The sequence below is a fragment of the Caballeronia temeraria genome (assembly GCF_001544795.2).
GTDB classification, from domain to species: domain Bacteria; phylum Pseudomonadota; class Gammaproteobacteria; order Burkholderiales; family Burkholderiaceae; genus Caballeronia; species Caballeronia temeraria.
On the sequence record NZ_FCOI02000002.1, the window covers coordinates 128,875 to 148,551 of the forward strand.

Genomic DNA, 19,677 nt, shown 5'->3' on the forward strand with positions numbered 1-19,677 from the left:
GGATATAGCGTCGACGGCATGAATAAAATCGAAAGCCGTTGGAGGCAAGAACTGAAATGTCTGATCAACACCCGCTGAAATCGAAGAAAGAACAGGTGCACGAGCTGCGTGAAAAGGGCTACGTGATCGTGAAAGGGCTGGTCTCGAAGGAGCGACGCGACGCGATGCGCGAAGTCGCGCGCCAGCAGCTCGCCGAGGCCGCCGCGCCGGTGGAGTTCGAGGCCGATCTGAAATATCCCGGCGCGCCGGATTCGAAAGACGCGCCTGGCGGACATACCGTGCGCCGCCTGCTCGACGCCTATGCGCGGCATCCGCTCTTCGCGGAATTCGCGACATCGCCGGATGTGCGCGGCTGGATGGAGCTGTATTTCGGCGAGACGCCGTTTCTGTCGCGCGCGCATCACAACTGCATGATGACCAAGCATCCGGCGTACGGCAGTCTGACCGGCTGGCATCGCGACGTGCGCTACTGGGCATTCGAACGCGACGACCTCGTGTCCGCGTGGGTTGCGCTCGGCAACGAAACGGTGGAGAACGGCGCGCTGTGGTTCGTGCCGACATCGCACAAACTGCCGTTCACGTCGGATCATTTCGACGACGCGAAATTCTTCCGCTCCGATCTGCCCGAGAACGCCGCGTTGATCCGCACGGCGGTGTCGCCCGCGCTGGAACCGGGCGATGTCGTGTTTTTCCACTGCAACACGCTGCATTCGGCGGGCAAGAACCTCACCGACCAGGTGAAGTTCTCGCTCGTGTTCACGTATCGCGGCGCGAGCAACGCGGCGCTGCCCGGCACGCGTTCGGCATCGAAGCCGGAAGTGCCGCTCGTCTGACGTCAGCGTTTCGACGGAATCGCGAGACCGATCAGCCCCGCGAGCAACGCGACGATCCCGCCCGCGATCAGCCAGATGGTCTTGTTCGTGGGCGAGCCGGTGAAAAAGCGCGCGACGTCGTTGGAAAGCGAATGAAACGACTGGCCGCCGAAGTACAGCAGCACGACGCCGCCGACAAGCAATGCAACGGAAATCGCCCGGGTCATAGGGTGGTCTCGTAGATGGAAAGGCGCGACAGGTTAGCGGCTCCGCGCGAGCGCGTCCACCCGGCTGCGCTCATGCGGCTTGCGCCTGCTCCCGCGTATACGGCTGAATCTTGCGCAGCAGATCGGCCATGACGTGTTGATGATCGCCGCGGCTCGTCCACGCGCCGAGGTTGTATTTGACGCCCGTGTCGGTGTAATCGGTCACTGCGACCCACGGCGCCGACGGGCCGTCCTGCACGATGCGCGCATCTTCGCTCATCAGATTGCGCAGTTCCGCGAGCACGTGCTCGACTTTCAGCCCGTGTTGCGCCTGAAAATTGATGACCACGCGACGGCGATCGTTCGCGCTGTAATTCGTGATGGCGTTCGCCCAGATGAGGCTGTTCGGCACGAACATGACGATGCCGTCGGCTTTCGTGAGGCGCGTCGTGAAGAGTCCGATCTCGTTGACCGTGCCGGCCGTCGTCCCTACGCCTTCGATGTAGTCGCCCACGCGAAACGGCCGCAGCAGCAACAGCATCAGGCCGGCCGCGATATTTTGCAGCGTGCCCTGTAGCGCCAGGCCGATGGCGAGGCCGGCCGCGCCGAGCACCGTCAGGATGCTGGCCGCCGCGATGCCGAACTTGCCGAGCGCCGCGACGATCGCGACCACGCGGATCGCCCACAACGCGAGACTGGCGAGCACGGGCGTGAGCGTGGCGTCGACGTTGGTGCGGGCGAGCGTGCGGCGCAGCGCGTTCGCGACGGCGTTCGAAATCCACCAGCCGATGGCGAGAATCAGGATCGCCAAAAGAATGTCGATGCCGTAGGTCACGGCGATCGCGGTGAAGGAATCGTAGGCGGGGCGCAGTCTATCGATCGAGTCCATTGGTGCAAGTTCTCTAAACGGAAATCTGCTTTTGTCCGGGATCGCGCTGGATCGTTCCCCTTACTATCCGTTCAGCCGATGCCGAATAGCGGGACGACGGCGTGCGCCGTGCGCGCGAAGCCCCGATTGGCTTACCATTGACGCCCTTGGCGGCGCGCGCGGCCGCGCATCACGCGCGTTTGCCCGCCGTTCATCGCAGCACGTTCAATTCGCAATCCGCAGAGGAATTCACGTCATGGCCTATGAAGCAGCGTCCGAGCGTTACACGCAGATGCAATACCGCACGTGCGGCAAAAGCGGGCTGAAGCTGCCCGCGCTATCGCTGGGTTTGTGGCACAACTTCGGCGATACCACGCCGATCTCCACGCAACGCGACATCCTGCGCACCGCGTTCGATCTCGGCATCACCCATTTCGATCTGGCGAACAACTACGGCCCGCCGTACGGCAGCGCTGAAACCAACTTCGGCCGCATCTTCAAGGACGACTTCCGGCCGTACCGCGACGAATTACTGATTTCGTCGAAAGCCGGCTGGGACATGTGGCCGGGGCCGTACGGCCAGGGCGGCGGCTCGCGCAAATACGTGCTCGCGAGCCTCGACCAGAGCCTGAAGCGCATGGGTCTCGATTACGTCGATATTTTCTATTCACATCGTTTCGACGCCGACACGCCGCTCGAAGAGACCGCCGGCGCGCTCGCGACCGCCGTGCATTCGGGCAAGGCGCTGTATGTCGGCATCTCGTCGTATTCGTCGGCGAAAACGCGCGAAATGGCCAGGCTGCTCGCCGAGCACAAGGTGCCGCTGCTCATCCATCAGCCGTCGTACAACATGCTGAACCGATGGATCGAAGAAGATCTGCTCGACACGCTCGACGATGTCGGCGCGGGCAGCATCGCGTTTACGCCGCTCGCGCAAGGTCTGCTGACGAGCAAATATCTCAACGGCGTGCCGCAGGACGCGCGCGTCAACAAACCGGGCGGCGGCTCGCTCAAGCAGGAGCATCTGAGCGATGCCAACATCGCGCACGTGCGCAAGCTCAACGACCTCGCGCAGAAGCGCGGCCAGAGCCTCGCGCAGATGGCGCTCGCGTGGGCGCTGCGCGGCGGGCGCGTGACGTCGGTGCTGATCGGCGCGAGCCGCGCGGAACAGGTCACGGAGAACGTCGGCGCGCTCAAGAATCTCGAGTTCACGAAGGAAGAGCTCGCGGAAATCGATCAGCACGCGCAGGAAGGCGGCATCAACCTGTGGGAAAAACCGTCGACGGATCAGCGCATCTGACACCCGTCCGAGCCCTTCGCCAGAAGGGATTTTCGGGATAAGCGCGGCATCCGTTGCTATCATGCGGGCTCGGTGGCTTGTCGGCGGCCATCGGGCCGCGCAGCCAGCCGTAAGCGCACTTCTCCAGCACGCGCGTTCGCCCACGAGGCGCACGCGCGCGCCTTTGCCGCCGTGTCGACGTTCGGACCGCGAAACGACTATCGGGTTAAAATAGCCGATTGCGCCGGGCTGTCTGGTTTTTTGCGCGAAGTTCACGCGTGGCGCGGCGTGAATCGCTGTCCTCGAATCGCGGGTTTCGGATCAATCGGCGACTTTCACCATTCGATCGTCCTGTTCGGGCAGCACAGCGCCCTTGTTAGCGCGCTTTTTTTCGATGCCAGCCCGGGGTGGCGCAGTCCGCCATTCAGCCGCGAGCGTCAGAGCGTCACCGCTTTCGCACAGTTAGAGCACAGTTCAAGAAGCCATGAGCAACCTTAATTCTCAAACCGTTCTGAGCGTCCATCACTGGACCGACACGCTTTTCAGTTTCACCTGCACCCGCGACAGCTCGTTCCGCTTCGAGAACGGCCAGTTCACGATGGTAGGTCTCGAAGTCGACGGCAAGCCGCTCCTGCGCGCATACAGCCTCGCGAGCGCGAACTACGAAGAGCATCTCGAATTTCTGAGCATCAAGGTTCCGGACGGTCCGCTCACGTCGCGCCTGCAACATCTGAAAGTGGGCGATTCCGTGCTGATCGGCAAGAAGCCGACGGGCACGCTCGTCGCCGACAACCTGCTGCCCGGCAAGACGCTGTGGCTGCTGTCGACGGGCACGGGCCTCGCGCCGTTCATGTCGATCATCAAGGACCCGGACGTCTACGACCGCTACGAGAAGATCGTGCTGACGCACACCTGCCGTTTCGTCGACGAACTCGCGTACAAGGACTTCATCACCGAGCACTTGCCGGCGCATGAGCATATCGGCGAGATCGTGTCGGAGAAGCTCGTGTATTACCCGACCGTCACGCGCGAGGAATTCGCGAACCGCGGCCGCATCACTGACCTGATCGAGACGAAGAAGCTGTTCGCGGATCTTTCGGTCGAGCCGTTCTCGGTCGAAAACGACCGCGTCATGCTTTGCGGCAGCCCGCACATGCTGCGCGACACGCGCGAACTGCTCGACTCGATGGGCTTCCAGGAAGGCAGCAACAATCATCCTGGCCACTACGTCGTGGAAAAGGCGTTCGTCGGCTGATCGATTCAGCGCGGCCTTCGCAAAGACCGGAGCTTCGTGCTCCGGTTTTTTTTCGCCCCGCGAAAAACGTTGCGCTGTTACAAATTGCCCGATGTCAGTAGGTGTTTTTCCTACGCATTATGTGCAGCGAACTTGGCAAACGACATGAAGTTCTTCCGTTCGAGCCTTGTGCGACATGGATTTATCATATTTTTGAGATATGATGTGTTTACTTGAGATGGCGTACGCGACCGCGTAAGTCCGCCACGCATGTTACAGAGTGTAAATTCAGTTACGCCGCTCGTGAGATCGCCCGAGGACGTAGCTCCAGTTGCGCTCAAAGCGAGGATAGTGAATGAACCCGTCGGCCACGATCACGCTCGATGAGAGCCCGATTCGCCGCGCCCCGCTGCGCGGGGTTCCGTCACCGGCGCCGGAATGTTCCGGTGCGTCGTTTGCCTCACCCTATTCCGCGCTGATCGACGCCAAGCTCAAGGGCGACCGTCAGATTCAGCGTCTTGCCGCCCGCGTCCAGGAACTCGCCGCGCTGCTCGCCGTCACGGAAGAGCGCGCGCGCCAGGCGCTCGCGCAGGATTTGCACGACGCGAGCGGCGCGGCGCTCACGGTCGCCAATATCGCCCTCGCGCGCGCCGAACACTGGCTGCCCGCCGATGTCCCCGCCGCGCTCGGCGACGCATTGCATCAGGCGCGCGCGGCGCTCGCCGATGTCTGCGAGACGAGTCACCGGATCGTCGAAGGCTTGCAGACGCCGACTTTCGACGGCAGCTTCGCCGGCACGCTCGCCGACTGGATCGCGGGCTTCGGCGCGCGCACGACCATTCCCGTCGATTTCTCCTGTCCCGCCGATGCGCGGCTGGATCGCATGTCGCACGACATGTCGCTCGCGCTCTTTCGCGTGATGCAGGAAGCGCTCGGCAACGTCGCGCGTCACGCGCACGCCGCGCGCGCGCACGTGTCCGTCACGCTCGACGGACACGGCGTGACCCTGCTCGTGGAAGACGACGGCGTCGGCATCAGCGCGGCGGCGCGCCGCAAGACCGGACGCTTCGGCCTGTCCGGCATGCGCGCGCGCTGCGAGGCGCTCGGCGGCACTCTGCGCGTCGCGGCGGCCAAGCCCGCCGGAACCGGCGTGCGCGCGCGCCTGCCGTGGGCCGCGGCGCGTCCGGGTCTTTTCGCGATCAGCATGCCGCACATGTTCAGCGCCTGAGGCGGCCCGCGATGCTCAGAATTCTTCTCGCCGACGATCACGCCATCGTGCGCCGCGGGGTCGCGCAATTGCTGCTGGAGCGCGGCGTCGCGTCGGAGGTATCGGAGGCCGAAACTGGCATGCAGGCGCTCGCGCTCGCCGCGCGCCGTCCGCCCGATGTCGCGATGCTCGATATCTCGCTCCCCGACGTCAACGGCATCGACGTGCTGAAGCGTCTCAAGCGCGAAAGCCCGCGTCTGCCGGTGCTGATGTTCTCGATGTATCGCGAGGATCAATACGCGGTGCGCGCGCTGAAGGCGGGCGCGTCGGGCTATCTGTCGAAAACGGCGGACCCCGGACTGATGATCGGCGCGATTCAGCAGGTCGCCGCGGGCCGGAAATACGTGAGTCAGGAAATGGCCGAAGCGCTCGCGACTTACGTTTCGCTCGACACGGAGCGTTTGCCGCACGAAAAACTGTCCGACCGCGAATACCAGACGCTGTGCATGCTCGCGTCGGGAAAGCGGCTGACGGATATCGCAATTGCGTTATCGCTTTCGGTGAAAACCGTCAGTGTTTATCGCGCGCGGTTGTTGGAGAAGATGAAGCTCGCCAACAACGCCGAGCTGACTTTCTATGTGATGAGCAACCGTCTGGTCGATATGAATCCGGCGATCGCTGGTTAGTATTTATCTTGTGTGAGATAAAAACGTCGATTCGTCATAAATTGCTGCAAGAGTGCGTTGCATGCCCACATGATGGGCAATCCTTGATTCTCCGATAAAATGGCGGGTTTTCCCGCAGCAGGGGCGCCCGCACGCGCCAGAAGGAGACTCATCGCAATGTCGTTGTTCCGCAAGAAAAACATCGAGCACATGCTGGCCGGCGCGCACAGCACGTCGCTCAAGAAGACGCTCGGCGCTCTCGATCTGACGTTCCTCGGGATCGGCGCCATCATCGGCACGGGCATTTTCGTGCTGACCGGCACCGGCGCCGTGCAGGCCGGCCCGGCGCTCATGATTTCGTTCATCGTCGCGGCGATCGCGTGTTGCTTCGCCGCCCTCGCCTACGCCGAATTCTCGTCGACGATTCCCGTCGCCGGCTCCATCTACACGTACTCGTACGCCACGCTCGGCGAACTGGCCGCGTGGATCATCGGCTGGGATCTGATGCTCGAATACGGGCTCGCGACGTCCGCCGTCTCGGTCGGCTGGTCGGGCTATCTGCAATCGCTGCTGTCCGGCTTCGGCATTTCGTTGCCGGCCGCGCTGTCCGCCGCGCCCGGCGCTTTGCCCGGTCACACCACGTTCTTCAACCTGCCCGCGTTCCTCGTGATGATGGCGATCACGTGGCTGCTTTCGGTCGGCGTGAAGGAATCCACGCGCCTGAACAACATCATGGTCGCGATCAAGGTGACCATCGTGCTGCTCGTGATCGCGGTCGGCGTGTTCCACGTCAAGCCGGCGAACTGGCATCCGTTCATGCCGAACGGCTGGTCCGGCGTCTTCGGCGCGGCGGCGGTGATGTTCTTCGCGTTCATCGGCTTCGATTCGGTGTCGTCGGCGGCGGAAGAAGTGAAGAATCCGAAGCGCGATCTGCCGATCGGCATCATCTCGTCGCTCGCGGTGTGCGCGGTGCTGTACGTGGCGGTCGCGGCGGTCGTGACCGGCATCGTGCCGGCGGCGCAGTTCGCGAACAATCCGCATCCGGTCTCGTTCGCGTTGCAGATGGCCGGTCAGAACTGGGTCGCGGGCTTCATCGATCTGGGCGCGGTGCTCGGCATGCTCACCGTGATCCTCGTGATGAGCTACGGCCAGACGCGCATCATCTACGCGATGTCGCGTGACGGCCTGCTGCCCGCGCGGCTTTCGAAGGTGCATCCGCGCTACTCGACGCCCTTTCTCACGACGTGGATCGTCGGCATTTTCTTCGGCCTCATCGGTGCGCTCGTGCCGCTCAACGTGCTCGCCGAGCTGATCAACATCGGCACGCTCGCTGCGTTCTCGATGGTGTCCATCGCCGTGCTGATCCTGCGCCGCACGCATCCGGACCTGCCGCGCGCGTTCCGCTGCCCGGGCGTGCCCGTCGTGCCGGTTCTGGCGGTGGCGTCGTGCCTGTTCCTGATGATCAATCTTCAGCGGATGACGTGGATTGCGTTCGCGGTGTGGCTCGTGATCGGCCTCGCGATCTACTTCGCGTATTCGCGCCGCCATTCGGTGCTCGGACGCGCGCCGCTCGAAGCGGCATCGGCTGTCAATGTGCAGAAAGAGCGTGAGACCGTGACGCACTGAAGCAACTGTCGTTGCACGCAAAAGCGCCGCCCGATAGGCGGCGCTTTGCTTTTGCAGCCGCGATGCCGTGAATATGGGACGGACGTTCGCGCCGATAGCGAGGCCCGCCGATTTGTGTTTTACTCATTGTCACAAATCACATAACACCAAATCCGGCTGAACGCTCACGGCGGCAGATGGCAGGTGCGTGGCGTGAAGCTGGTTCCATCCCCTAGGAGACAGTGAAATGGCGCTTAGTATCAGCCTGACGGTCAACGGGAAACCCGTGACCGCCACCGTCGAACCGCATGTCCTGCTCGTCCAGTTTCTCCGCGATCAACTCAGACTCACCGGCACGCATATCGGCTGCGACACCGCGCAGTGCGGCGCGTGCACCGTTCATCTCGACGGCCGCGCGATCAAGTCGTGCAACATCCTCGCCGCGCAGGCGGACGGCATGGAAGTGACGACCATCGAAGGCATGGCGAAGGACGGCCAGCTTCATCCGATGCAGGCAGCGTTCAAGGAATGCCACGGCTTGCAGTGCGGCTTCTGCACGCCGGGCATGGTGATGAGTGCGAGCGCGCTCGCCGCGCAATCGCCCGATCTGTCCGAAGAAGACGTGCGCGAGCAGCTCGACGGCAATCTGTGCCGCTGCACGGGCTATCACAACATCGTCAAAGCGGTGCTCGAAGGCGCGCAGGCGATGAAGTCCGGCGCCTGATCCCGCGCCACACTCCCTCCGAATCGATGAATCGCGCCTTGAACAGGAGACCGCGATGAATGCCCCTGAGCAACAGAAATTGATCGGCGCTGGTGTGAAGCGCAAGGAAGACTATCGTTTCCTGACGGGCGCGGGCCAGTACACCGACGACGTCGTCATGCCGCAGCAGAGCTACGGCGTGTTTCTGCGTTCGCCGCACGCGCACGCGAAGATCACGCGCATCGATACCGCGGCGGCGATGAAGTCGCCTGGCGTGATCGGCATTTTCACCGGCAAGGATATGGCGGGCGAGAACGTCGGCGGACTGCCGTGCGGCTGGCTCATCCACAGCACCGACGGCTCGCCGATGCACGAGCCGCCGCATCCCGTCATCGCGCACGACAAGGTGCTGCACGTGGGCGATCAGGTCGCGCTCGTCGTCGCGGAATCGGTGAAGGAGGCGAAGGACGCGCTCGAACTCATCGAAGTCGATTACGCCGAACTGCCCGCGACCGTCGATACGGGGAGCGCTTCCGACGCCGGCCAGCCGCTCGTGCACGACAGCGTGCCGAACAACGTCTGCTACAACTGGGGCCACGGCGACAAGGCCGCGACCGACGCCGCCTTCGCGCAGGCCGCGCACGTGACGACGCTCGATATCGTCAATCAACGTCTCGTGCCGAACGCGATCGAGCCGCGCGCCGTCAACGCGAGCTATTCGAAGCACGACGAGAGTTACACGGTCTATGTCGCGAATCAGAATCCGCACGTCGAGCGGCTGCTGATGGCGGCGTTCGTGCTGTCGCTGCCGGAATCGAAGCTGCGCGTGATCGCGCCCGACGTGGGCGGCGGCTTCGGCTCGAAGATCTTTCTGTATCCGGAAGATGTCGCGCTGACGTGGGCCTCGAAGAAAGTCGGGCGTCCGATCAAATGGACGGCCGAGCGCTCCGAAGCCTTCCTCTCCGACGCGCACGGCCGCGATCATGTGACCAAGGCCGAGCTCGCGCTCGACAAGGACGGCAAGTTCACCGGCATGCGCGTGCATACGACGGCGAACATGGGCGCGTATCTGTCGACGTTCGCATCGTCGATTCCGACCGTGCTCTACGCGACGCTGCTCGCCGGCCAGTACACGACGCCCGCGATCTACGCCGAAGTCAAAGCCGTGTTCACGAACACGGTGCCCGTCGATGCGTACCGCGGCGCGGGCCGTCCGGAAGCGACGTATGTCGTCGAGCGGCTCGTGGAAACGGCGGCGCGCGAGCTGAACATCGATCCGGTCGAGTTGCGCCGGCGCAATTTCATCCGCGAGTTCCCGTATGCGACGCCGGTCGGCCTCACGTACGACATTGGCGATTACGACGCGTGCCTGAATCGCGCGCTGGAACTGGCGGACGTCGCGGGCTTCGCGAAGCGTCGCGAGGAATCGAAGCAGAAGGGCAAGCTGCGCGGCATCGGCTATTCGTGCTACATCGAGGCGTGCGGACTCGCGCCGTCGAATGTGGCGGGGGCGCTCGGCGCGCGCGCGGGTCTCTTCGAAGCGGGCGAAGTGCGCGTGCATCCGACCGGCTCCGTCACCGTCTTCACCGGCTCGCACAGTCACGGGCAGGGACACGAAACGACCTTCGCGCAAGTGGTCGCGGACCGGTTGGGCATCTCGATCGAGAACGTCGAAATCATTCATGGCGATACCGGGCGCATTCCGTTCGGCATGGGCACGTATGGCTCGCGGTCGATTTCGGTCGGCGGCTCCGCGATCATGAAGGCGCTCGATAAAGTCGAAGCGAAGGCGAAGAAAATCGCCGCGCATCTGCTCGAAGCGGCGGTCGAAGACATCGAGTTCAGGAATGGCGTGTTCAGCGTCGCGGGCACGGATCGCACGAAGAGCTTCGCCGATGTGTCGCTCGCCGCGTATGTGCCGCACAACTTCCCGCTCGAAACCCTGGAGCCGGGCCTCAACGAAAACGCGTTCTACGATCCGACCAACTTCACGTATCCGTCGGGCGCGTATGTGTGCGAAGTCGAAGTCGATCAGGACACCGGCGAAACGCGCATCCAGAAGTTCACGGCCGTCGACGATTTCGGCAACGTGATCAATCCGATGATCGTCGAAGGGCAAGTGCATGGCGGGCTGGGGCAGGGCATCGGCCAGGCGATGCTCGAACGCTGCGTGTACGACGACAGCACTGGCCAGCTGCTCTCCGGCTCGTTCATGGATTACGCGATGCCGCACGCGAGCGACCTGCCGAACTTCACGGTGGAGACCGCGAAGGGCACGCCGTGCACGCACAATCCGCTCGGCGTGAAGGGATGCGGCGAGGCGGGCGCGATCGGCTCGCCGCCGGCCGTCATCAACGCGATTCTCGATGCGCTCGCGCCGCTCGGCGTGAAGGACTTGCAGATGCCCGCGACGCCGCATCGCGTGTGGACCGCGATGCACAACGCTCAACGCGCCTGAGGAGACCGGCACATGTACTCATTCGACTATCAAAGGGCCGACGAAGCGAAGGCCGCCGTCGCGGCGCTCACCGCCAACGACGACGCCAAGTTCCTCGCCGGCGGCCAGAGCCTTTTGCCGACGATGCGCCTGCGGCTCGCGCAGCCATCGGCGCTCGTGGACGTGACGCGCATCGCGTCGATGAAAAACGTCACGCTCGATGGAGACAAACTCACCATCGGCGGCGCGGTGTGTCATGCGGCGGTCGCATCGAACGCGGATGTGCAGCGCGCGCTGCCGGGACTCGCGGATCTTGCGGGGCGCATCGGCGACCGGCAGGTGCGCGAGCGTGGAACGATTGGCGGCTCGCTCGCCAACGACGATCCGGCGGCGTGCTATCCGAGCGCCGTGCTCGCGCTGAACGCGACGGTCGTGACGGACAGAAGGCGCATCGCGGCGGACGATTTTTTCATCGACATGTACACGACCGCGCTCGAACCCGATGAACTCATCACCGCCGTCGAGTTTCCGCTGGCCGAGCGCGCGGGCTACGAGAAGTTTCGCAATCCGGCCTCGCACTTTGCGCTCGTCGGCGTGTTCGTCGCGAAGTTCAAGGATGGCGTGCGCGTCGGCGTGACGGGCGCGGCGTCTTCCGTGTTTCGTCCGGCGGAGCTGGAAGCGGCGCTGTCGAAGGACTTTTCGGTGGCATCGGCGCGCGGCGTGACGATTTCGCCCGGCGAACTGAACTCGGACATGCACGCGAGCGCCGAATATCGCGCGCACCTGATTCCGGTGCTCGCGGGCCGCGCCATCGAGCGCGCGATGTCGTTCTGATCCGCGATGCCGGACCAGGTGCCGCAATCCATCGACGAGACGCTCGCGCGCTTGCGCGAGCATCAGTACTTCGCGAACCGCGAGCTCGCGACGGCGCTCTTTCTCGCGTTGAAAATGCAGCGGCCGCTGTTTCTCGAAGGCGAGCCGGGCGTCGGCAAGACGGAACTCGCGAAGGCGGCGGCGGGTTTGTGCGGCACGACCTTGCTGCGCCTGCAATGCTATGAAGGGCTCGATACCGCGAGCGCGTTGTACGAGTGGGATTATCCGCGGCAGATCATGGCGCTGCGGCTCGCGGAAGCATCGGGGGAAACGCCGTCGAACGATTCGCTGTATCGCGGCGAGTTTTTGCTGAAGCGTCCGCTGCTTCAGGCCTTGCTGCCCGATCCGGAGAATCCCGACGCGCGCCGCGTGTTGCTGATCGACGAAATCGATCGCGCCGATGAGCCTTTCGAAGCGTTTCTGCTCGAACTGCTGTCCGATTTTCAGGTGTCGATTCCGGAGTACGGCACGGTGCGCGCCGCGCAGCCGCCGCTCGTCGTGATGACGTCGAACCGCACGCGCGAAGTCCACGATGCGTTGAAGCGCCGCTGTCTTTACCAGTGGATCGGCTATCCGGAGCGCGACGTGGAACTGGCGATCGTCGCGGCCCGCGCGCCGGAAGCGGGGCAGGCGTTGCAAAGACGCGCGGTCGCCTTCGTGCACCAACTGCGCACGCTGGATCTGTTCAAGGCGCCGGGCGTCGCGGAGACCATCGACTGGTGCCGCGCGCTCGCGGCGTTGTCGGTGACCGAACTCGATCCGCAATCGGTGCAGAACACGCTCGGCGTGCTGCTGAAGTATCAGGACGACCTCGCGCGCATGGACGCCGATACGCTCGCGCAATGTCTCTCGTCGTCACCATGACGATCACGATGGAACCGTTCGCGCGCAACGTCGTGCATTTCGTGAGGCTCTTGCGCGGCGCGGGTCTCGGCATGTCGCCGGCGCACGCGGTCGATGCGCTCGATGCGCTGCGCTTCGTCGATCTGGATCGCCGCGACGATGTGCGCGCGACGCTCGCCTGCCTGCTCGTTCACGCGAGCGACGAGCGCGACATCTTCGACGCCGCCTTCGATCTCTTCTGGCGCGATCCGGACTGGGAAGGCAAGCTGCGCGCGCTGCTGCTGCCGAAGGTGAAGAGCGGCATGCCGCCGCCCAAGCGGAACAACCGTCTCGCCGATGCCCTGGCGACGCGCGCGGCGGCATCGAAGACGCAGGCGGCGGAATCGAAGCCGGAAGAAGCGCACGCGCGCATCACGTTCAGCGCGCAGGAGCGGCTGAGTCATCGCGATTTCGACACGCTCACCGCCGACGAATGGCGCACGCTGCGGCATCAGATCCGCGCGCACCGGATGCCGCTCGCGACCGAACCGACGCGCAGGCTGAAGGCGGCATCGCACGGAACGCGCGCCGATCTGAAGGCGAGCGCGCGTCACGCCGTGCGCTCGGGCGGCGACTGGACCGTGTGGAAATATCGCGCGGCGGTCGAGCGCCGGCCGCCGCTCGTTTTGCTGCTCGACATTTCCGGATCGATGAGCGCGTATTCGCGCGCCGTGCTCTACTTCTGCCACGCGCTTTTGCAATCCCGCGAGCGGTTGCAAGTATTCTTGTTCGGCACGCGCCTCACGAACGCGACGCGCGCCTTGCGCGAACGCGATCCCGATGTCGCCATTGCGTCGCTCGGGCAGAACGTGGCGGACTGGGCGGGCGGCACGCGCATCGGCGCGACGCTCGCGGAGTTCAATCGACGCTGGGCGCGGCGCGTGCTGTCCGGCCGGGCGACGGTGCTGCTCGTCACCGACGGTCTGGATCACGAAGCCATCGACGTGCTCGATGCCGAGATGCAAAGGCTCAGGCGGTTCGCGCATCGGCTCGTGTGGCTCAATCCGCTGTTGCGTTTCGCCGATTTCACGCCGCGCGCGCGAGGCGTGCGCGCGATCCTGCCGCACGTCGATGCGATGCTCGCGGCGCACAACCTCGACAGTCTGTGCGCTGTCGGAGCCGAACTGGCCGCGCTGTCACGGCACACGGGAGACACGAAATGGAACTGACCGAAACACACACGTTGCCGGTGCCGCAGGCGCGCGCGTGGGAAGCGCTGAACGACACGTCGATCCTGAAGGTATGCATTCCCGGCTGCGACAGCATCGACGCCGATGGCGAGAACGCCTACCACGTCGCGATGACGGCGGCGGTCGGCCCGGTGAAGGCGCGCTTCAAGGGAAGAATGGAGCTGACGAATATCGACGCCCCGCATACGTATACGATCGTGTTCGAGGGGCAGGGCGGCGCGGCCGGTTTCAGCAAGGGCAGCGCGACCGTGAACCTGGAACCCGGCGACGAAGCCGACACGACGAAGCTCAGCTACAGCGCGAACGCGCAGGTGGGCGGCAAGCTCGCGCAGATCGGCTCGCGGCTCGTCGACGGCGCGGCGCGTAAGATTGCGGGAGAATTCTTCAAGCGATTCAGCGCGCAGTTGCAGGGCGGGCAGGAATCGACGGATGTGGCCGCCAGCGATGAAACAGGCGGCGAAGTGCAGGAAGAGAAGGAAAAGGGAAAGAAATCATGGACAGCGTGGATCTCGAAGTCCTGAAGAACAGCGCGCGATGGCTCGAAGAGGGACATCGCGTGCTGCTCGTGACGGTGGTGAAGACATGGGGCTCGTCGCCGAGACCGGAAGGCGCGATGCTCGCCGTGCGTGGCGATGGCCACGTCGTCGGTTCGGTGTCGGGCGGATGCATCGAGGACGATCTCATCGACCGGGTGCGGCAGCGGGGCATCGAGCAGACGAAGCCGGAAGCCGTGAAATACGGCATCAGCGCGGAAGAGGCGCATCGCTTCGGCTTGCCGTGCGGCGGCACGATCCAGCTCGTGCTGGAGCCGTTGACGATGGCGAGCGGCATCGCGGAACTGTGCGCGGCGGTGGAGAGCGGCAGGCTCGTCGCGCGCACGCTCGACATGGCGAGCGGCCACGTGCGCCTCGAACCGGCGCAGGCGACCGACGGCGTGCTCTTCGACGACGACCGGCTTCTGACGATTCACGGTCCACGCTATCGGATGCTCGTGATCGGCGCGGGGCAGTTGTCGCGGTATCTGTGCAGCATCGCGGTCGGGCTGGACTATCAGGTGACCGTGTGCGATCCGCGCGAGGAGTACACGGAAGAGTGGGACGTGGCGGGCACGACGATCGTGCGCACCATGCCCGACGACACCGTCATGGACATGAAGCTCGACGAGCGCTGTGCGGTCATCGCGCTTACGCACGATCCCAAGCTCGACGATCTCGCGCTGATGGAAGCGCTGAAGACGCCGGCGTTCTATGTCGGCGCGCTCGGTTCGCGGCGCAATAACGCGGCGCGGCGCGAGCGGCTGAAGGAGTTCGATCTCAGCGAGGCCGAGCTTGCGCGGCTGCATGGGCCGGTGGGGATTTATATCGGCAGCAGGACGCCGCCGGAAATCGCGGTGTCGATTCTCGCGGAAGTGACGGCGGCGAAGAACGGTGTGTCGTTGCCGGAGTTGCTGCAGGTGGAAGGCGCGAAAGCGGCGCGCGAGATTGCGGGGAAGGGCGAGGTCTGCGGCGTGTAAACGTGATGCGGGCCGCGTGACGGGCGGCCCGGCTCACAGCTCACGTGCTCAAATCAACCCGCAAACAATCGCCGCAATCAGCGACGCCGCCACGATCACCACGCCCGCCGTGCGCTTCTTGTTCAGCTCCGTCCACAGCAGCACGCCGGTCAGTGACAGCAGAATGATGCTGCCCGCGAACGTATCGATGAGCAGCACCCAACCCACGCTCAGACCGACGCCCTTGTGCAGGTTGGTCATCATCGCGAGGAAGGTGTTTTCGGTGCGCTTCACCGACACGAAGTTGTTGCCGACCCAGTACTCCGCCATCACGCTGCCGCCCGGCGATGCCACCATCACCGACCATTGCTCCGGCTGCATCGTGCTCTTGTCGCCCCAGCCGACCGGATGCGCCGGTTCCTTGCGCGCGCGCCCGAGATTGCCGTCGATCTTCAGTTCCTTCTTCAGCCACACGCCCATGTCGTGCGGCGTCTTGAAGCCTTCGGCGGGCAGCGGCATCTGCATTTGAGATACCTGCGGCTCGCCGGTGGAAATGCGCAGCGGCGGCGCGCGGTGATTCAGCAGAAAACCCGTCGCGCCGAACAGCAAGCCGAGCAACGCGCCCCACAGGCCGACCCAGCCGTGCACCTTGCGCAGCCATTTCAGAAATGTCGAGCGGCGCGAGCGATTCTTGCGGACGAACTGCTCGGCATCGTCGATGAGGCGCCCATGCGGACGATATTGCGTCGAGCCGCTCGTCGACGGCTGCGGATTGAGGGTTTCAGGCGCGTTCACGCGTCTCTCCAGATTCGGGCGTTGGCAGGCAAAGCCGCGCCCCGATCGGCTAGACGCGGGCAGGCGCGCGGCGATCGATGGAACGCGAGCAAATGAGAATTGTTATCATTACACGCGCGAAAACGCTTTTCAACGTTTTGCGTTTGCCTGACAGCCCGCGAATGTCACAAAAAATTTCAAACGGGCCAGAGCGGGCCTTCCTGCATCGCGCCGACTTGCTCGCGCAATTCGAGGATGCGGTCTTCCCAGTAACGCTGCGTGTTGAACCACGGAAAGGCGGCGGGGAACGCGGGATCGTTCCAGCGGCGCGCGAGCCACGCCGAATAGTGAATCAGCCGCAACGTGCGCAGCGCTTCGATCAGATGCAGTTCGCGCGGATCGAATTCGCAGAAATCTTCGTATCCGGCGAGCAGATCGGTGAGCGCGCGCGACGCATCCGCGCGTCCGGCGGGCAGCAGCAGCCACAGATCCTGGATCGCCGGGCCCATGCGGCTATCGTCGAAATCGACGAAATGCGGGCCCGCTTCGGTCCACAGCACGTTGCTCGGATGGCAGTCGCCGTGCAGACGCAGAGGCCGCACGTCGCCCGCGCGCTCGAAGCATTGCGCGACGCCTTCGAGCGCCATCGACACGACGGCTTCCCATGCTTCGCGCACATCGGCGGGCACGAAGCTGTGCGTCAGCAGGAACTCGCGCGGCTCGTAGCCGAAGGTTTCGATATCGAGCGTCGGCCGTTCGCGATACGGCTCGATTCCGCCCACCGCGTGAATGCGCCCGATGAAGCGCCCGAGCCATTCGAGCGTGTCGCTGCGATCGAGATCGGGCGCGCGTCCGCCGCGCCGCTCGAAGATGGAAAAGCGGAAGCCTTCGAATTCATGCAGCGTCGTGCCTTCGAGCACGCGCGCCGGCACGGCCGGAATCTCGCGCGCAACGAGGCTCGCGACGAACGCGTGTTCTTCGAGGATCGCCGCGTTCGACCAGCGTTTCGGCCGATAAAACTTCGCGACGATCGGCGGGCCATCCTCGACGCCCACCTGATAGACGCGGTTTTCGTAGCTGTTGAGCGGCAGCAGGCGGCCATCGGTGCGCGCGCCGGCGGGCATCAGCACGCTGTCGAGCGCATCGAGCACGCGCTCGGGCGTGAGGCCGGAGAAGGGCGGCGCGTCGTCGGCGGGCGCGCCCTGGGAATCGGGATGGATCGAGTTCATCCCGGCATTGTGCCGCAATGCGGCGCGTCGCTTCTCAGTGGACGACCGTATTCGACGGGCGCACGACATCGCCCGTATCGATCAGGTCTTCGAGAAAGAACGGCTCCGTATTGAGCAACTGGGTCACGCCGGGCTCGCCGGCGTACCACGCGACCATGGCCATGTCGCCGAGAATGCGCATGACGATGCCGCGCGCGCCCTGAGGCACGGCAATATGCACGGAGCGGACAATCGAACCGATTTGCATGATGAATCCCCGTTTCAACGCCGGCTGGGAATGAAGCGCCGGTCATATGTTTCACCAAGCACAGGCTTTTCACGGCTCGTGCACCAGACAATCGCCGCGTCTTTGTTGCGGGAAGCGCGACATGCGCGGCTTTCATGAACGATTGTGCTCTAACTTTAGCGCATCGCGGCGCGTCGGCGCGACGCCAATCGCCTCGTTGTGTTGCCGATCGCAGACGGCTAGCAGTTATTACGGGAGATCGTCGCCGAAATGCGTCTGTCGCATTAGGCAAAACCCTGATGAACGGCGTATCGTTGAGGGTTTTTCAGCGGAGACTTCATTCGTGAATGCTAACGCAAACCGGACCGCGGATGCCGCGCCGTATCTCGAACGCGGCTCGCGCGCTTACTGGCGCGCATCGCTTGCGCTGCTGTTCGCCGGTTATGCGACCTTTTCGCTGCTGTATTGCGTGCAGCCGCTGCTGCCCGAGTTCTCGAAAGCGTTCGGCGTCAGTCCGGCGGTCAGCGCGCTCGCGGTTTCGGTGAGCACGGCTGCGCTGGCGATCGCGATTTTCATCGCCGGATTCGTATCGGAAAGCTGGAGCCGACATCGGTTGATGACGCTTTCGCTGCTCGCGTCGTCGGTGCTGACGGTGATCGCCGCCGTGCTGCCGGACTGGCACGCGCTGCTCGTCGTGCGCGCGCTCGAAGGCTTCGCGCTCGGCGGCGTGCCCGCTGTCGCGATGGCCTATCTCGCGGAAGAAGTGCATCCGGAAGGGCTCGGTCTCGCGATGGGGCTGTATGTCGGCGGCACGGCCATCGGCGGCATGGCGGGGCGCGTGATCAGCGGCATTCTCGCGGATCTCTTCGGCTGGCGCGTCGCGATCGGCGGAATCGGGCTGCTGGGTTTGCTCGCCACGTTCGCGTTCCGTTCGCTGCTGCCGCCGTCGCGACGTTTCAAGCCGAGGCGCGGCGTCGGGTTCGCGCATCATCGCAGTTCGCTTGCGGGGCACTTGCGGCATCGCGGCCTGCCGTTTCTGTTTCTCATCGGCTTCGTGCTGATGGGCAGCTTCGTCACGCTGTATAACTATGTCGGTTATCGGCTGCTGGGCGCGCCGTTCAAACTGAATCAGACGCAGATCGGCGCGATCTTCACCGTGTATCTGACGGGCGTGGTCGCGTCGCCGTGGTCCGGCAAGATGGCCGATGTCTTCGGTCGCGGCCGCGTGCTGATCGCGAGTCTCGTGCTGATGATGATCGGCATCGCGCTGACCTTGTCGAATGCGCTGCCGGTGATCATCGGCGGCATCGCGTGCCTGACGTTCGGCTTCTTCGCGGGGCATTCGGTTGCGAGCGGCTGGGTCGGACGGCTCGCCGCGCAGGCGAAAGGGCAGGCCGCCGCGCTTTATCTGCTCGCGTATTACATCGGGTCGAGTCTGATCGGCTCGTACGGCGGCCACTTCTGGACCGCGTTCGGATGGACGGGCGTGGCCGGGCTGATCGGCGCGCTGCTGCTCGTCGGCCTCGCGGGCGCCGCGTATCTGAACCGGCGCGAGCGCGCCATCATCGCCACGAAACCGAAAGCCGGTTGAAATAAGACGAGACTAAGGGTTTTCCGTATCCGCTTAAAAGTCGGTGCGTGCAAGCCCTTGTCGCGCAAGGCTTTCGTACGTCGCCGGGGTTTCCCATCGCACGAAGTTCGCCCGGCATCTTCCCTGGCGCGGCCTATACTCGAAGCGTCGATGCAGCCTTTTCTACGCGCGACGATAAAGCCAGAAGCAGGCGATGGGAGACGCAACATGACGACGTACTTCACGATCGGCGACTTCATTCTGATCATCCCGATGGCGCTGGCTGGCGCGCTGTTCCTCGGGGCCATTCCCTGCGCGACGCATCTCAGGAACAACGTCCTGCGCGTGTTCGGCGCGTTGCTCGGTGTGCTCGCCGCTTTCCTGCTCGTCGAAGGATTGCCTGCGCTGATATAGCAAGCGCGCTG

The 19,677-nt window shown here is 64.3% G+C and carries 20 protein-coding genes; 15 read left to right on the plus strand and 5 right to left on the minus strand.

What is annotated here, in order from left to right:
* The first annotated feature begins 56 nt into the window (after positions 1-56).
* Positions 57-833, plus strand: coding sequence for a phytanoyl-CoA dioxygenase family protein (locus tag AWB76_RS03045; RefSeq protein ID WP_061158657.1), 777 nt, complete (start codon positions 57-59; stop codon positions 831-833).
* Between the two features lie 2 nt (positions 834-835).
* Here the strand turns inward: AWB76_RS03045 and AWB76_RS03050 are convergent, their stop codons facing one another.
* Both AWB76_RS03050 and AWB76_RS03055 read right to left on the minus strand, forming a co-directional pair.
* Entirely contained in the window at positions 836-1,039 is a 204-nt protein-coding gene (locus AWB76_RS03050) for a DUF3185 family protein (protein ID WP_061158658.1), read from the minus strand.
* 70 nt (positions 1,040-1,109) lie between these two features.
* Positions 1,110-1,907, minus strand: a complete 798-nt coding sequence (locus tag AWB76_RS03055; protein WP_061158659.1) for a mechanosensitive ion channel family protein — start codon at positions 1,905-1,907, stop codon at positions 1,110-1,112.
* Between the two features lie 235 nt (positions 1,908-2,142).
* On the opposite strand from AWB76_RS03055, the gene mgrA reads away from it, so the two are divergent.
* The 12 genes from mgrA to AWB76_RS03115 all read left to right on the plus strand — a co-directional run bounded on the left by mgrA (position 2,143) and on the right by AWB76_RS03115 (position 15,474).
* Positions 2,143-3,186, plus strand: coding sequence for an L-glyceraldehyde 3-phosphate reductase (gene mgrA / locus AWB76_RS03060; RefSeq protein WP_061158660.1), 1,044 nt, complete (start codon positions 2,143-2,145; stop codon positions 3,184-3,186).
* 463 nt (positions 3,187-3,649) lie between these two features.
* Positions 3,650-4,420: a ferredoxin--NADP reductase gene (locus tag AWB76_RS03065; protein WP_061158661.1), complete on the plus strand. Its 771-nt coding sequence runs from the start codon at positions 3,650-3,652 to the stop codon at positions 4,418-4,420.
* A 334-nt stretch (positions 4,421-4,754) separates the two neighbouring features.
* Positions 4,755-5,627, plus strand: a complete 873-nt coding sequence (locus tag AWB76_RS03070) for a sensor histidine kinase (protein WP_061158662.1) — start codon at positions 4,755-4,757, stop codon at positions 5,625-5,627.
* An 11-nt stretch (positions 5,628-5,638) separates the two neighbouring features.
* Positions 5,639-6,292, plus strand: a complete 654-nt coding sequence (rqpR, locus tag AWB76_RS03075) for a response regulator transcription factor RqpR (RefSeq protein ID WP_061158663.1) — start codon at positions 5,639-5,641, stop codon at positions 6,290-6,292.
* 156 nt (positions 6,293-6,448) lie between these two features.
* Complete coding sequence (gene bcaP, locus AWB76_RS03080) at positions 6,449-7,897, plus strand: branched-chain amino acid transporter BcaP (RefSeq protein ID WP_061158664.1); 1,449 nt, start codon at positions 6,449-6,451, stop codon at positions 7,895-7,897.
* 226 nt (positions 7,898-8,123) lie between these two features.
* Positions 8,124-8,600 (plus strand): (2Fe-2S)-binding protein, encoded by a 477-nt coding sequence (locus AWB76_RS03085; RefSeq protein WP_061158665.1) that lies wholly within the window; start codon positions 8,124-8,126, stop codon positions 8,598-8,600.
* A gap of 55 nt (positions 8,601-8,655) precedes the next feature.
* The gene (locus tag AWB76_RS03090) at positions 8,656-11,037 is read left to right on the plus strand and encodes a xanthine dehydrogenase family protein molybdopterin-binding subunit (RefSeq protein WP_061158666.1); all 2,382 of its coding nucleotides are present in this window, start codon (positions 8,656-8,658) and stop codon (positions 11,035-11,037) included.
* A gap of 12 nt (positions 11,038-11,049) precedes the next feature.
* Entirely contained in the window at positions 11,050-11,850 is an 801-nt protein-coding gene (locus AWB76_RS03095) for an FAD binding domain-containing protein (protein WP_061158667.1), read from the plus strand.
* 6 nt (positions 11,851-11,856) lie between these two features.
* Positions 11,857-12,753, plus strand: coding sequence for an AAA family ATPase (locus tag AWB76_RS03100; protein ID WP_061158668.1), 897 nt, complete (start codon positions 11,857-11,859; stop codon positions 12,751-12,753).
* Positions 12,732-13,940 carry a vWA domain-containing protein gene (locus tag AWB76_RS03105; RefSeq protein ID WP_244173201.1) on the plus strand — a complete coding sequence of 403 codons (1,209 nt, stop codon included), beginning with the start codon at positions 12,732-12,734 and terminating at the stop codon, positions 13,938-13,940. Before AWB76_RS03100 ends, AWB76_RS03105 begins: the two co-directional genes overlap by 22 nt.
* A complete protein-coding gene (locus AWB76_RS03110; protein WP_061158670.1) occupies positions 13,931-14,482 on the plus strand; it encodes an SRPBCC family protein in 552 nt (183 codons plus the stop codon). Before AWB76_RS03105 ends, AWB76_RS03110 begins: the two co-directional genes overlap by 10 nt.
* Positions 14,455-15,474 (plus strand): XdhC family protein, encoded by a 1,020-nt coding sequence (locus AWB76_RS03115; RefSeq protein WP_061158671.1) that lies wholly within the window; start codon positions 14,455-14,457, stop codon positions 15,472-15,474. The genes AWB76_RS03110 and AWB76_RS03115 overlap by 28 nt, the downstream gene beginning before the upstream one ends.
* A 48-nt stretch (positions 15,475-15,522) precedes the next feature.
* On the opposite strand, the gene AWB76_RS03120 is transcribed toward AWB76_RS03115, so the two are convergent.
* The 3 genes from AWB76_RS03120 to AWB76_RS03130 all read right to left on the minus strand — a co-directional run bounded on the left by AWB76_RS03120 (position 15,523) and on the right by AWB76_RS03130 (position 17,703).
* Entirely contained in the window at positions 15,523-16,248 is a 726-nt protein-coding gene (locus AWB76_RS03120) for a PepSY-associated TM helix domain-containing protein (RefSeq protein WP_061158672.1), read from the minus strand.
* Positions 16,249-16,424: 176 nt separating this feature from the next.
* Positions 16,425-17,456 (minus strand): serine/threonine protein kinase, encoded by a 1,032-nt coding sequence (locus AWB76_RS03125; protein ID WP_061158673.1) that lies wholly within the window; start codon positions 17,454-17,456, stop codon positions 16,425-16,427.
* A 34-nt stretch (positions 17,457-17,490) separates the two neighbouring features.
* A complete protein-coding gene (locus AWB76_RS03130; RefSeq protein ID WP_014192763.1) occupies positions 17,491-17,703 on the minus strand; it encodes a hypothetical protein in 213 nt (70 codons plus the stop codon).
* A gap of 322 nt (positions 17,704-18,025) precedes the next feature.
* On the opposite strand from AWB76_RS03130, the gene AWB76_RS03135 reads away from it, so the two are divergent.
* Both AWB76_RS03135 and AWB76_RS03140 read left to right on the plus strand, forming a co-directional pair.
* Positions 18,026-19,273, plus strand: a complete 1,248-nt coding sequence (locus tag AWB76_RS03135) for an MFS transporter (RefSeq protein WP_061158674.1) — start codon at positions 18,026-18,028, stop codon at positions 19,271-19,273.
* Between the two features lie 207 nt (positions 19,274-19,480).
* Complete coding sequence (locus AWB76_RS03140) at positions 19,481-19,666, plus strand: hypothetical protein (protein WP_008352305.1); 186 nt, start codon at positions 19,481-19,483, stop codon at positions 19,664-19,666.
* The last annotated feature ends 11 nt before the right edge of the window (positions 19,667-19,677 follow it).